Origin of the sequence: Planctomonas sp. JC2975, assembly GCF_012985205.1 — a bacterium.
In the GTDB taxonomy this organism is placed as follows: Bacteria; Actinomycetota; Actinomycetes; order Actinomycetales; family Microbacteriaceae; genus Humibacter.
Genome location: NZ_JABEKS010000003.1, coordinates 412,853 through 426,125, shown reverse-complemented (window position 1 = coordinate 426,125; position 13,273 = coordinate 412,853). Strand labels below are relative to the sequence as shown.

The following is a 13,273-nucleotide window of genomic DNA, read 5'->3' as shown; positions in this document are numbered from 1 at the left end:
CCCGACATGACACCTTGGACTACCAGCCGCCACGTGTCGTGTTCGCCGACATCGTGACCCAGCGCCGGCAGCGGGAAGGGAGCCGGTCGCCCGAGTGATTAGTCGCTCGGGATTACTCGAGCTAGCAAAGATGTCGAAGGGAACTTTCGGACAGCGTCTCGTTGCTGGTGGGGGAGGCGTGCTGCCTGCGATGCTACGAGTTGTCGGGCGATGGAGTGGGAACGGTGCGGTCTTCCTCCGCCCGCATCTCCAGATAGCTGTCATACGCGGTTGAGTGCATTGCCGCGTCGTATGCAGCCATGGCGGCTCCAATAGCGGGACCGGCGCTGCCCCTTCGCCGAACCCGCAGGGCAAGAAGCACCAGACCAATCATCGCAGCGCATATCAGCAAGACGATGATCAGCCCAACCACAAGCATCGTCATGCGCCGAGGGTACCCGCACGGACTCACGCCAGGCCGAAAGAAGCCACCCGTGCGTTTGTGGATCCCGTAGCGACGCATCAGCGCCGTGCTGATGCCGTTCGGGCGCGGAAGCGGTTCGGCTACTGACGCATCGCGCGTCATCAGCTGTGCGCAGTCCGTGCGCTCGACTACAGCCCGCGCGAGGACCGGCGTCTGGACGAGGCTCGCCGGCACAATGGGTCGGCTATGAGTCGCAGCAATGACAGCGGCGATCAGGCGCGCCCGCATCGTTTCCCCTTCCCCGGACTGAACCACGCCCAATGCCTCCGGGGGCAGGCGCCATGTCATCCTGCCATGGGGCCTGTTCGCGACGTTCACCACGCACTAGCCTGCGAAGCATGAAGGACAATCCGAGTCGGTACGAGGCCGCAGCTGGCGCGGTAAAGGCCGATGTCGAGCGCACGGGTGCCGACACCATGGGTATCGACAATCTCGTTATCGGCATTCTCCGCGACTGCCACGATTCGGAGAGGCCGGGCTCGGAGATCACGCTGGCGACACTCCGCGACAGGATCCTCGACCGCGTGATGTTCTGGGCAGTGGACTATCAGGCGGTTGACTTCGACGAAGCCGAGAAAGAGCCAGAAGCCGACTGACCGGGGTCGCGCTCAGCCTTCGAGGATCCTCGCGAGTCGAGGCGGGCCAATGCAGGGTGCTGATAAACCTGATCTGGTGCCGCGTGGGTGAGTCCTAATGTGTGGCCACGTGCACTACCGCATCGCAAAGGATCCGGAGTCGTTCCGGTTCTCCGCCGACACCCCGCTCCTCGACCAGAGCGGGTACGCCCCGAACGCTGCTCCCATCGTGTCGTGGTCGGATTCGGGGGGCGCGAACGGAACGATCGTCGTGACGGACAACGACGATCAGGACTTCTTCATCAATCGAGCTCTCGGCGATCCTGGGTCGTGGACTCGGTTGTCGTCGCCCATGCCGGCCGGGTACAGCCGATTCACCATCCCGCTGGATATGCCAGGGGGTCCGCGGAAGCCGGGCATGGTGTTCGTCATCACGGGGGCGCAGTACAACCAGGCCGGTGGGATGGAGGCCGGTGTCATCTCGCTCGACAACGCAGTACCGCATCCTGGCCCCGGGCCGCACGGCGCGGGCGCAGCTCGTGAAGACCGTCAGGCCTTCGTCGACCGTGCGGCCGCGTATGCACTCGCGCATCGATGAGCGACCGGTCCGGAGGGTGAGCAACCCCGGATGATGCAGTGATGGGCCGTCGGATCAACCGGCGGCCCATCACTTCGTGCACCGGAGGAACCTGACCTTCCTCGTGCCACTCGTGTTCGGGTATTACTTCATCTGCGACACGAGCGTGTTCTGCAGTGTGGTCAGCGCCTCGCCGCACGTAACCGGATCAAACATCGAGCACACTCTCCGCGGCATCGGCAGGTCCGATCTTTCCTTCGCCGACAAGCTGGGACTTCTGCTGCTGACGACGCCGAAAGGCACGCGTGCTCGTTGGATGCTCCGCTGGGCAACCAGACAACTCGGATTCAGGCGTTGAGGCACCGACCCCAGTTCGTCGGAACACTTGAGTACTGGTGGCCCGCCGTGAGTCACTTGCCGGTGCTCCACGTCTCGTATTCGGTCAGATCCGGGTACGAGACTTGGGCGCCCTGTTTCGTGGCGACGAGCGCGGCATAGCTGGCAGCGAACCTGGCAGCGTTCAGGAGGGATTCTGACGCGGAGAGTCGTGCAGCAAGCGCACCGGCGAAGGCGTCACCGCATCCTGTGGTGTCCACGGCGGCGACTTGCACGCTGGGAACCCGAGCCATGCGTTCATCCGAGGCGCACTGCAGGACGATGGCGCCTTGGCCGCCGCGTGTGACGACCACGACGGGTGGCCCGAGCCGGTTTGCGGCCTCTTGCGTCGATGCCACGTCCGGGCCATCCGGGGATGCCACAGATGTGAATTCTTCGTTGTTGACGATGAGAATGTCGATGCTGCTGAGGATCTCTGGGGCGTGCCCGCGGAGCGGTGACAGGTTGAGGATGGTGGGAACGGAGTGTGCTTTTGCCATGCGCAGTGCAGCAAGCAGCACTCGGTCGGGTACCTCCAGGGTTAGCAGAAGGGCGCTAGCGTCGGAGAATTGCTCCGCGTGGAGCGAGTCCGGCTCGAGCGCAGCGTTGGCGCCGGCGTCGATCACGATGGTGTTTTCACCGTATTTGTCCACGGTGATCGATGCAGTACCGGTTGGGCAGTCTGCGACTTCGACGGTCCAGCTGGTGTTGATACCCCTGGCTGCCATGTTTCGTAGCGCGGCCCGGCCCGGCTCGTCGGCCCCTATCGCACCCACGAACACCACCTCGGCGCCCACTAGCGCGGCTGCCACCGCCTGGTTCGAGCCCTTCCCGCCGGGCGAGCTGTGGGAACTTATGGCGACTACCGTTTCGCCGGGGCGTGGGAGTTCCTCGACGATGACTGTGCGGTCGATGTTGAGCGAGCCGACGACCAGGACGGGCGGATGAGCTCTCACCAGTTCGTTCATATTCTTGTCATCCTGCAGCCCGGATCCGCTGAACGATCTCCTCCAGTACGGTCTCCCGTTTCATGCCTTGGACGATCTGCACCGTGCCGTTCTCTGTCGCGTGTTCATGCGTGATGCCGTCATCCGAGATGGTCACGCGAGCCCGCACCGTGTTGAAGAGGTCGGGTCGGGCGAGGTATATCGCGAGGATGGGGTCGTGAGGAGTGTTCTCCGAGTGGTCGAGGAACGTCCACCACTCCGCGATTTCCTCAGCCAGTGCTGCGCCGAACGGGCCCGAGGAGGCGATCTCGTCGACGATTGATCGTCCGACGGTCAACTGCATGGTGAGGTCCAGGCCGCCCACTGCGATCTCGAGGTCGGAGTCGAAGACGCGCTGTGCCGCTGTAATGTCCGAGGCAATGTTGTGTTCGGCGACTCGTGCTGCCCCTACGCGGAAGTCACCGCCCATAATCACAAGTCGACGCAGGTTGACGGCGAAGTCGGGGTCCGTATTCAGGCATTCCGCAACGTTCGTCAGCGGCCCGATTGCCAGAAGGTCGACTTCGCCGGGATGTTCGGCTGCGATCCGTGTGATAAATGCCACAGCATCCTCACCCGCGGTCACGGCCTCGCGACTCAGGTCGGAGTATCGCTTGCCTTCGTGTCCTGCCCACCAGACGGGCTTCCCACTGAGAGTTTCGGTGCGGCCGGGAACAATGTGTGTCGGATGCGCACCTGCGCTCAGAGAGAGGAGTCGGGTGGTGAGTTGCGCCCTGAGAGTGGTGTCGCCGTAGACGGTCGTGACAGCGAACGGTGCGAGCTCGGGTGAGCCCAGCACCACCCCCAGTGCCATTGCGTCGTCCACATCGCTTCCGATGTCAGTGTCCAAGATGAGCATGAAGTCCTTATCCTTTGCTTCCCGATGTGGAAAGTGATCCGGTGAAGTGGCGCTGGAAGAAAAGCAGAAGCACCATGGGCACGATTGTCAGCAGCACGGCGCCGGCGAAGATCTCTCCCCAGTGCACCTGGGTTTGGGATGACAGTGTGGCTAATGCGATCGGGCCCAGCATCTTGTCGGGTGCCGTGCCGATGAGCAGTGGCCACAGGTAGGCGCCCCATTGGAAGAGGAACAGCGTGAAGCCGGCCGCGATCAGCGCTGGTTTGGAGAGTGGGAGGTAGATGCGCCAGAAGATCCCCCACGAGCTCAGCCCGTCAATTCGTGCCGCTTCCGATAGTTCGCCTGGTATGCCGAGGAAGAACTGCCGCAGTGCGAAGATCACGAAGCCGTTGGCGATACCGGGCAGGATGAGACCCGCGTAGCTGTTCCAGAGGTTCCAGTCCTTGAACAGATCTGCCAGCGGCACGGCAAGGGCGTCGAACGGGATGAGGAAGCAGAGCACGACGAATCCGAAGAGCAGCGTCGCGCCGCGTCCCCGGGAAAGGGTGAAGGCGAATGCCGCCATGGCGTTCACAACTACACCAACGACCACAGTGATCGCGGTGACGAAGATCGAGTTCCAGACGCTCAGGCTGAACCCGCCACCGAGGAGATCGGTGTAGTTGCTCAGGGTGAACGTACGTGGCAGAAGGATCCACGGTGTGAGCGGGTACTGGCTCGTGAAGAGGTCGGTCTCGGTGCGGAAGCTTCCGAACAGCATCCACGCCAAGGGGAGCATGAATGCGACGGCAACGATCCAGCCTGCGATGGCGACGGCAACTCGACGCGGGCGGGTCGTGCCGATTGCGTTGGAGAGCCGGCTCATGAGTCCTCCCGTCCGAGCAACCGGAACTGCAGGCTGGTCACCGCGATCAGGAAGATCAAGAGCACGACAACTTCAGCCAGACCTAGGTTCGGGTTACCGAGCGTGAACGTTCGATCGTAGATGTCGTACATGATCAGCCTCGTGCTGCCGGCCGGCCCACCTCTGGTCAGAATCGAAATCGGAACGAAGGCGAGCACATTCGCGACAGTGTTGGCGACAATGACGAACACCAGGGGGCGGCGCAGATTCGGCAGGGTGACCGAGAAAAGGGTGCGCCACCATCCAGCACCGTCGAGTGTTGCGGCCTCGTACTGCTGCACCGGAACATCCTGAAGACCTGCGATCACGAACAGCGTCCAATAGCCGACGCCGATCCATGACATCAGCACGACGATGCAGAGAAGCGCCTGGTCCGGCGAGCTGAGGAAAGGCTGTTGCGGCAGATGCAGCGCGCCCAACACTGCGTTGAACGGTCCCTGTTGTTGGAACGCGATACCCCAGATGATCGCGGCGACTGCGCCCGGCGCCGCCACCGGGAGGTACACGAACACGCGTGCGCCGGATGCGCCGGGGAAGGCCTCGTTCAGAAGAAGGCCCAGCCCCACTGCGGCGACCACTTGCACCGGGATGATGATCACCAGGAAGAGTCCTGTGACCCCGAGTACTCCGATGAATCGGGGATCGGTGAAGAGCGTGACGTAGTTCTGCAGCCCGACGAAGTGCTCTGAGGTGGCAGTGATCGGCTTGCGGAAGAAGCTGTCGCCGACAGCCTGGATGCTGGGCAGCACTCGCATCCCCACGAGGAGAACGAGTGTGGGAAGAAGGAATCCCACGAGAAACCCGACCTGCTTGCGTCGTGTCCGCCGTCGGCGGCGAGGCCGGGGAGGCGCGGTGCGGACCGAGGGGGTCCACACCTCCGCCTCCCGAGCCTCGACCTTGAGTGTCATTTGAGCTGATCCCAATCCGACTGAAGCTCGCTCTGCGCGTTCTTCAGTGTGGTGTCAACTTCCTGCCCATTCCGGATGTCGGAGAACGCTCGATCCAGCACGTCTTGCAGTTGCTCGAAGCCTGGGCTGTTAGGCCGGTTCACTGCTGCCGTCTTCAGCTCCTCGAGCGTCAGGGCTCCGACGCCGCTGGTCGACGGCGCATCGATCGCGTCCTCCTTGGCGATCCAGGCGTTGAAAGACTTCAGGTTGGTCGGGGTAATTCCGCTGACCTGGGTCGACTTGGTGTTGCCTTGTTGGTTCATGGAGACGTACTTGATGAACGAGGTTGCGGCATCCTGGTGCTGGGACGCGGGGTTGATGCCGATGTTCCAGGAACCGGTCGCCATTGTCGCCTTGCCGCCTTCGAACAGGGGGTTCGGTGCAATGCCGAAGTTCACTGGCGGCCTCGCCTGGGCGTTGGTCGTGATCTGCCACGGCCCGCTGATCATGAATGCCGCCTTCCCTCCCGCGAAGACGTCCACCATCTGCTGTGCGCCATCACCGCGCGGGGCGACGCCGCTACTGAAAAGCTCCGAATACCAGTCCATTGCCTTCGTCCAGCCGGCATTCGTCACGTCCGCCGTCAGAAGGTCCTTGCCGGTGGCGCCCGAGCCGCCGCCTGCGGACTCGGCCAGGGGCTGCAGCTGGTAGTAGCGGTCGATCTGGTCCAGGATCATGCCCCAGGTCGCGCCAGCCGCCTTGGCTTTTTTCGCATCGGCGAGGAGATCCTCATACGTCATCCGCTTGTCGGGATCGGACGAAGGGAACGGGATGCCCGCCTTCGTGAGCAGGTCCTTGTTATAGAAGAGGTACTGCTGCGAGGTCCACATCGGGAGCGCCCAGAGCTTGCCGTCGTATTCGTTCGCCTTCACCGCCGCCGACAAAGACGACTTCTCTGCCTGCGGCTTCAACGACGAGAGGTCCTTCAGATAACCCTTCGTGGCGAGTTCACCGACGGTGCCCGTGTCGGCGACGTAGACGTCGACGCCGGCGTCTTTGCCGCCAATGCGCTGGCTCACCACGTTGTTGTACTGGTCGAACGGCACGTACGTGAACTTGACCGTGATGTTCGGATTTGCTTTCTCGAATCCGTCGATCACAGGCTGGTATGTCTTCTGCGGGTCAGCGGCCATGAAGTTGATCGTGGCGTGTTCTGACGTGTTGTTTCCGGCGCCGGAGCAACCCGACAGCGTCAGCGCTGCCAGAATGCCCGCGACCACCGCGGTCGAGCGAAGTGCTCGCATTCTCATTTCTTCTCCTCATGAGTAGGCCGGAGCCAGGACGGCTCAGGCGTGTGGTGCAGTGGAATCGGCGGCGTGCGGACCGTCGGTGAATTGATCGGCGATCATTGCGATCATTCGCGAGCGTCGATCGATGTCGGTGGGAAGGGTGCGCTCGCAAACCGCAGCGTGGAGCTCACGCCACGCCGCGCGATGAGCGCTCTCGTAAACGGTGGGGTGCTGCACGATCCGGGCCCGATCGTGCTCGCGAATAATCGCGGGAGCCGCGGTGGATGATGCCGGGATGTGAGCGTCGACAGCCGTCGACGTCGCCATCGCCCGGACCGTGACGTCGCCTGCGCCAACCGGTGAGCGCTGAACGCTCAGGTGCAGTGCACGGCCGAGCGAATCGGATGCGGTCGCGATCCGGCCGGTCGCGCGGGCTGTGACCATCCGCAGTGTCGCGAGCGGACCGGTGAGGATGTCGGCGAGCACCGCAAGATCGAGGAACGCCTCATTCGGGTCATCTTCTGGCCGGATCATCGCGCGCATTTCGATGAGCTCGGACTTTCGCGTGCGCTCCAGCGCCTCCTTCAACGTGACGACCGCGGGATTGTGGGACCAACGATCGTCGATCACCACCGGCCGACCCTGCTGGGCGATCGCCACAGCTGTGACCCGATCCACCTGCGCACCGGTCGGCACGGCGAGCACGCCAGCCGCTCCGTTAAGAAGTTCGTTGGACGCGTCGTGTAGCCATCGTGCTCCGCGGACGGCGACGACTCGGTCCGATGAGTCTCTGTGGAACGACAGGGGCAACGAGGCGACCGCGCCCCCGGCGCCCGGTGCGGCGAGCCGGCGGATGGAGGCATCGGGGCCGCTCATGCCACGACCTCCAATGTGATCGCCGCTTCGTCCCGTAGCAAGAGCTCCGCATCATCGGCGATGGCCAGCGCGAACCGTAGGTCCTCGACAAGAGGCCCCGCATCCGGTCGCCCACCCTCCAGGGCTGCTCGGTATAGGGCCTCCCACTCCATCTCGTAGCCGTTGCGGAGACCTGGGCTGAAGACGCTCACGTCCTGCGCTGTCTGCAGCACAGCAGTCGCTGAGCCCGCATGCACGTAAGAGGGGGTGAAGTGCACGGAAAGTTCTGCATCGCCGGCGATAGCTTCCAGAACCCAGGACGGCTCCCAGTTCTCTGTCATCGCGGCATGCAATTCGATGATGAGCTCGCCGAGCTCCAGAATGATCAGATAGCCAAACGGTTCCAAAACGCGCACGCTCCGCACCCTCGGCCGCTCCGAGGAGGCGGCGAGACGACGGATGAGCGGAAGATCGTGAATGGCGAGACCCAGCACACCGCCCAGTACCTTCTCGACGTCCGCGTCGATTCCGAACGCGACGCTTGGCGTGGGCGCAACTGCGGTCACAAGTTCAGTGGCGAGCACCTCGAATCGCTCGTTCGGAGGCAGCACGATCGAGGAACGGATGAACTCGGGAGTCCGGTCCTTCCACGCTTCCAGAACGGCTGTCCATCCTTCGTCGAACGCATGCATCGCACCGACGATCACGGGCACCCCCGTCTCCGCGATTACCGTGGCGAGCTCGTCGGCTTGGTTCAGGTCGACCGCGAAGGGCTTCTCGCACAGCACTGCTCGCTTGCCTGCCAGGCATGCTGCGATCACCTGATCCGCGTGGAAGCGATTCGGGCTGCATATCGCAACGACGTCGACCGCTGGGTTGGCAAGCAGCTCATCGACGGTCGTCGCCGCGTAAGCACCGAGTTGATCGGAAACGGACGAAGCCAGAGTGCGATCGACATCCATGATCGCCGCAACCCGGAACATCGAATCGAGCCGAGCCAGCGTCGGCAGGTGAACGGCCTGCGTGACAGGGCCGGCACCAATCAAGCCGACGCCGAGAATCTCTCGGCTGTCACCATCAGGGCGGGGACCGGGCATTCGTCTCTCCTTCGACCGAACATCAAACTGTGAACACGCGTAAACGTTTCGGCCAACTGTAGTGCGTCCGATAACATTTGAGCAAGAGACAGGAGTCCGAATGGGCGCGAGCAAGCGCGGGCCATACAAGAACGGCATCGTGAGACGCCAGCAGATCCTCGATAAGGCGGTCGAGGTCTTCGGTACCTACGGATATGCCGCCGGCTCACTGCGCCAAATCGCGGCCGAGGTGGGCGTCACGCCAGCCGCCCTCGCTCGCCACTTCGACAGCAAAGAAGACCTACTCGTGGAAGTACTCCGGTACTGGGAGAGCGACAACGCCCATCGCACCCCCGGGCCCGTACCGACCGGAGTCGCTGCGATCCGCGACCTTACTGACCTCATGCAGTACCACGTTCAGCACCGCGGATTCCTTCAGCTGTTCCTCACCCTCGGCGTGGAAGCTACCAATCCTGAGCATCCCGCCAGAAGCTTCGTCGTTGAGCGTTACGCGAGCACACTGGCCGGCTTCGCGGAAAGAATCGAGGGTGCGATATCCCAGGGCGAGTTCGCTCCACTCGCGCCCGATCAGATTCAGAGCGAAGCTCGCCTGCTCATCGCGGCCCTCGATGGTCTCGAGTTGCAATGGCTTCTGAACTCGGACTTCGACCTCGTCGCTGAGGTCGACCGATTCATCGAAGGAACGATCAGCCGATTGTCGCGAAAAGTGGCAAGCGAGAGCTAGATCCACTCGGCGCGAGTCTTACGGAAGTCGTATTCAAGCTTGACGGGCGACCCCTCGAGGCGTGCGAGATCTACCGATTTACAACTGTCCGAGATGCCCTGGGAAGCGGCTGGGGTGAAGGACTCGATCGCCGCCCGCGCCATTGGCTGGCGTGGACGCCGGCGAGGTAGTGCGTGGGATGACGCGCGACTGCGGTCGGCTGGGGGTGTGGTGGAGCGTTTGAGCTTCTGCTTGCGGATCTTCTGCCGAGCTCGTCTTCGTGACGGTCACAATATTCGCCCCCCAGCCCCGTAATGCGCGGATCGAATTTCAGCTGCCACCAAATAAGGCGCAAGACCCAGAAAAGATGAGGATTTGTAATGTTATGCGTATGATATGCATGTGCTGATGGCAGCTGCCGCGCAGCAAGCTTCGCCATGGTGGCAGACCAATCTGCTGGCCATCTTGGGCCTTGCAGTGGCGGTCGGTAGCCTGCTCACGCTGTGGGGCCAGGCAACTTCTTCGCGAGGGCAGGCCAAGGCGCTGGCGGAGATCCTCAAGGCGCTTGAGGCGGGCACCCCGTCCTATTCGGCGGTGAAGAGGCTCCTCGACGATCGCGGTCTTTACATCGTCGCAAAGTCGATGTGCCCGTGGTACGGACTGCGCATCTCGTTGGCGTGTGCGGGCCTCATCTTGTCGGTCGTGTTCTACGTCGTGTCCATCGTCCGCACGGACGAACTGGGGATCTGGCTTTGGGGGGTATTAGCGCTCGCGCTTTACTTTGCCTCCCTTTTTCTCGCGACCGATTGGTTGTTCCTGCGGCGATGGTCGATTGCCGCAATCTGGGCAGCACTTGCTGGTCGGCCGTTCCCCGTCAAGTTGGGCTCCGACTTCGACGCACCTGTTCCGGCCCTGTCCAAGCGCAGGGCGGCGATCATCACGAAGGCGCTGGATGGAATTGGTTTCGTGCCCAGGGAGCGCCCCGTGCGGGTACGCGCTCGCTTTGCCTCACGCACAACGCTTCGAAGGATGTGGACCAAGCCGCGCGGCTGACCACCGAGCGTGTCCCAGTGTTCCAAGAGTCCGGACGCCAAGAAGCTCACCGGCAACCGGTCCACGCCGTTTCTGGGTGCGTGTTGTGCGGGTGCTTCTTTGAAGGCGCTTTGGGGGGACGGGGGTGCTTGCCTGTTTTCCGCCGCAGCGAGCGATCTCCCTGTCGCGCATACGAACTCTCGATCGGCCGCGGGTACAATCGAACATATCTTCGATTGGTGGTAAGTGTGGGTGGTCAGACGCGGTACTTGCGGGACCTCGACAAGCGGATACAGCGTTCGATCAATGAGGCAGTCATTCGCCCGTTGCCGCGGAGTTTGACGGATGACGAGTTGGACCTTGAGCACAACAGGGTGGTCAAGCCCGAGGCGCCGATTCCGGTGCGGGCGTGGATCACGTATGAGTCCGCCGCGATCCACCCGGAGTGTGAGGCGATCGCCTGGACGCCGAAGGCTGTCCTGGTCAAGGTGAGGATGGCCTCGGGTGCTACCCATGAGGTGTGGGTCTGGGCGTCCGCCGTTGACCGACTCTGACTGGTCAATCGCTGCTTGATTGGCGATCCTCGTCGCACTCGCGGTGATATGCCGCTGTTGCAGGAGCTGTTGGTGTGATTCGCTTGGCGCATGGGGGATGCACCGGTAGCGGTGGCGGCAGAGGTTGCTGATCTGTCAAACGCGGTGGGCGCCGTTGTGCCCGCACGAACAGCGAGCAATCTTGTGATCGGAAGCTGGAACCTGCGCGCGTTCGGGGATCTGACCGCGAAATGGGCGGCCGAGGGCAAGGACTCGCCGAAACGTGACTGGCATGCGGTGGCGTTGATTGCGGCAGTGTTGGGGCGTTTTGATGTCGTGGCGGTGCAGGAAGTGAAGCGAGACACGACGGCGCTTCGTTTTCTGCTGGAACAGCTCGGAGTCGATTGGAAGTGCATCGTCTCCGACGTCAGCGAAGGGGATCCGGGCAACGACGAGCGGTTGACCTTTCTCTACGACTCGACCCGGGTCCAGCCTTCCGGACTGATTGGGGAGATCGTGTTGCCTGGCACGGTGGGGCAGCCGGCGACGCAGTTTGCGCGGAGTCCATATGCGGCCAGCTTCACCCGCAGTGGTGTCGAGTTCATCCTCACGACGGTGCACATCATGTGGGGCAACGCCAGCGCCGACCGTCTTCCCGAGATCACCGCTTTCGCGCAATGGATGAGAGCCTGGGCTGACCGCAAGGGTGACTGGAACACCAACTTGCTCGTGCTGGGCGACTTCAACATCGATCGCTTGGGCAATCCGCTCTACGAGGCTTTTGTTTCCACGGGGCTGTGGCCGCCAGCAGAGCTCAGCGGCATACCGCGCACGATCTTCGACAACGACAAGACGAAACACTTCTACGACCAAATCGCATGGTTCATGGACGTCGAAGCCGCCCAGCCGAAGTCCCTGCTCACCGGACTGACCTACAACGGTCACGCAGGCTCGTTCGACTACATACCGCACGTCTTTCCCGGCCTGACGAAAGTCGACGTGTCCTGGCGCATCTCCGACCACTACCCGTTGTGGGTGGAATTCGCCACGACGTAAGGCGTCACTACATGGCGTTGCCGCGGCAGCGACTTGCGCGGCAGTCTGCCGCATGCGCTCGTAGTTACGCTGCCGGATGCTCGTACGTCTTGTCTCCGCCGAGAAACTAGAGGTCGACGCGACAGCGCCTCTATCAGCAAGTGTTGAAGTTTGCTCATGTTCGACGCATCATGGTTGTGAAGCAGGTTTTGTCTCCCGATGGATGATCTGCAGGCCGGCCGGCGAGTTCCCCGAGTCTCCCGGCCGGCATACTCGTTTCGACCCGCCACGGATTGATGTGGTTCAGGGGAGCGTGCCCGGGGGAGCTCGACGGTCCGCTCCTTTCGGGTAGGAGCGGACCACTCCTGCTGAAAGACGCACGGCGAGCTATGCGCCACCGGTCGGGTTGGCGCAACGACAGGTGATCCGTTCCGGCCCTTGCTGCGGGTGAGTTGGCACTGACGAGGTCGCGCCAACTCGCCTGAAGGCGCCGATTCCCGTATGGAGTCGGCGGAGCGAGCGCTGAAAGGTTTTGCGAAGGTCAGGCTGTTCTCTAGTTGCTGTGCCGCCACGGAGGGCGGCGCTGTGTTTCTGAGTGCGGTGGTTTGCCTTTCCGCTGCGCGATCGTAGTTCGTTTCCGGGGTGTTCCGTTCCGGGCTTTCGCGGCATATCCTCCGGCGCTGCGCTTGTGCGGTATTCCACGGTCCCGGCACTGCACACCCCTCCCACTCACCACTGATCTCTCCGCCGGAAGGCAAACAAAAACGATCGACGAAGTGGTGGGGAGTGGGAGTTGTGAAGGCGGAACTGGTGAACCTGGTCAGCAAGGGCAAGAGGGAGACAGTGGTTCTCCTGTCGACGGATGCAGAGGATCTGACGTTGCCGGAGCGGGTGCGGGTGATGGAGTTGACGGTGTGGTTGGTGGATGAGGGGTGGACGGTGATGACCACAGCCGAGTCGCCGTTGGCGGATCTGGTGCGGCGGGGTGCTGAGGCGATGGCCGGCACCTACCGGACTATGGAGGACCTGTCTGGTGTGCAGGTGGTGCCGGCGCCGCAGCAATTGCCACCCCGCATCCAGTAGAGACCCTCGAGAAGCTGGGG

15 protein-coding genes are annotated in these 13,273 nt (G+C 62.8%); 7 read left to right on the top strand and 8 right to left on the bottom strand.

Features of this window, described 5'->3' with window-relative positions:
* Nucleotides 1-193 precede the first annotated feature (193 nt).
* Entirely contained in the window at nucleotides 194-424 is a 231-nt protein-coding gene (locus HII28_RS18050; RefSeq protein WP_205865049.1) for a hypothetical protein, read from the bottom strand.
* A 377-nt stretch (nucleotides 425-801) separates the two neighbouring features.
* Between HII28_RS18050 and HII28_RS18045 the strand changes: the two genes are divergently transcribed.
* Nucleotides 802-1,059, top strand: a complete 258-nt coding sequence (locus HII28_RS18045) for a hypothetical protein (protein WP_170027213.1) — start codon at nucleotides 802-804, stop codon at nucleotides 1,057-1,059.
* Nucleotides 1,060-1,168: 109 nt separating this feature from the next.
* On the top strand, nucleotides 1,169-1,636 hold the full coding sequence (locus HII28_RS18040) for a hypothetical protein (RefSeq protein WP_205865048.1): 468 nt from the start codon (nucleotides 1,169-1,171) through the stop codon (nucleotides 1,634-1,636).
* A gap of 389 nt (nucleotides 1,637-2,025) precedes the next feature.
* Here HII28_RS18040 and HII28_RS18035 read toward each other — a convergent pair whose 3' ends face one another.
* The 7 genes from HII28_RS18035 to HII28_RS18005 all read right to left on the bottom strand — a co-directional run bounded on the left by HII28_RS18035 (nucleotide 2,026) and on the right by HII28_RS18005 (nucleotide 9,005).
* On the bottom strand, nucleotides 2,026-2,958 hold the full coding sequence (locus HII28_RS18035; RefSeq protein ID WP_170027212.1) for a ribokinase: 933 nt from the start codon (nucleotides 2,956-2,958) through the stop codon (nucleotides 2,026-2,028).
* 7 nt (nucleotides 2,959-2,965) lie between these two features.
* The gene (locus tag HII28_RS18030) at nucleotides 2,966-3,835 is read right to left on the bottom strand and encodes a nucleoside hydrolase (RefSeq protein WP_170027211.1); all 870 of its coding nucleotides are present in this window, start codon (nucleotides 3,833-3,835) and stop codon (nucleotides 2,966-2,968) included.
* 7 nt (nucleotides 3,836-3,842) lie between these two features.
* Complete coding sequence (locus HII28_RS18025; RefSeq protein WP_170027210.1) at nucleotides 3,843-4,700, bottom strand: carbohydrate ABC transporter permease; 858 nt, start codon at nucleotides 4,698-4,700, stop codon at nucleotides 3,843-3,845.
* Nucleotides 4,697-5,494: a sugar ABC transporter permease gene (locus tag HII28_RS18020; RefSeq protein ID WP_170027209.1), complete on the bottom strand. Its 798-nt coding sequence runs from the start codon at nucleotides 5,492-5,494 to the stop codon at nucleotides 4,697-4,699. Before HII28_RS18020 ends, HII28_RS18025 begins: the two co-directional genes overlap by 4 nt.
* Nucleotides 5,495-5,643: 149 nt before the next feature.
* Nucleotides 5,644-6,930: a sugar ABC transporter substrate-binding protein gene (locus HII28_RS18015; RefSeq protein ID WP_170027208.1), complete on the bottom strand. Its 1,287-nt coding sequence runs from the start codon at nucleotides 6,928-6,930 to the stop codon at nucleotides 5,644-5,646.
* Between the two features lie 42 nt (nucleotides 6,931-6,972).
* Entirely contained in the window at nucleotides 6,973-7,791 is an 819-nt protein-coding gene (locus HII28_RS18010) for a hypothetical protein (protein ID WP_170027207.1), read from the bottom strand.
* A complete protein-coding gene (locus tag HII28_RS18005; protein WP_240978344.1) occupies nucleotides 7,788-9,005 on the bottom strand; it encodes a Gfo/Idh/MocA family oxidoreductase in 1,218 nt (405 codons plus the stop codon). Before HII28_RS18005 ends, HII28_RS18010 begins: the two co-directional genes overlap by 4 nt.
* 1 nt (nucleotide 9,006) lies before the next feature.
* Here HII28_RS18005 and HII28_RS18000 point away from each other — a divergent pair, with 1 nt between their 5' ends.
* The 5 genes from HII28_RS18000 to HII28_RS17980 all read left to right on the top strand — a co-directional run bounded on the left by HII28_RS18000 (nucleotide 9,007) and on the right by HII28_RS17980 (nucleotide 13,253).
* Entirely contained in the window at nucleotides 9,007-9,591 is a 585-nt protein-coding gene (locus tag HII28_RS18000) for a TetR/AcrR family transcriptional regulator (RefSeq protein WP_205865047.1), read from the top strand.
* Nucleotides 9,592-9,972: 381 nt separating this feature from the next.
* Complete coding sequence (locus tag HII28_RS17995) at nucleotides 9,973-10,623, top strand: hypothetical protein (RefSeq protein WP_170027205.1); 651 nt, start codon at nucleotides 9,973-9,975, stop codon at nucleotides 10,621-10,623.
* 248 nt (nucleotides 10,624-10,871) lie between these two features.
* On the top strand, nucleotides 10,872-11,156 hold the full coding sequence (locus tag HII28_RS17990) for a hypothetical protein (protein ID WP_170027204.1): 285 nt from the start codon (nucleotides 10,872-10,874) through the stop codon (nucleotides 11,154-11,156).
* 90 nt (nucleotides 11,157-11,246) lie between these two features.
* Nucleotides 11,247-12,191, top strand: a complete 945-nt coding sequence (locus tag HII28_RS17985) for an endonuclease/exonuclease/phosphatase family protein (protein WP_170027203.1) — start codon at nucleotides 11,247-11,249, stop codon at nucleotides 12,189-12,191.
* A 774-nt stretch (nucleotides 12,192-12,965) separates the two neighbouring features.
* Entirely contained in the window at nucleotides 12,966-13,253 is a 288-nt protein-coding gene (locus HII28_RS17980; RefSeq protein WP_170027202.1) for a hypothetical protein, read from the top strand.
* Nucleotides 13,254-13,273 lie beyond the last annotated feature (20 nt).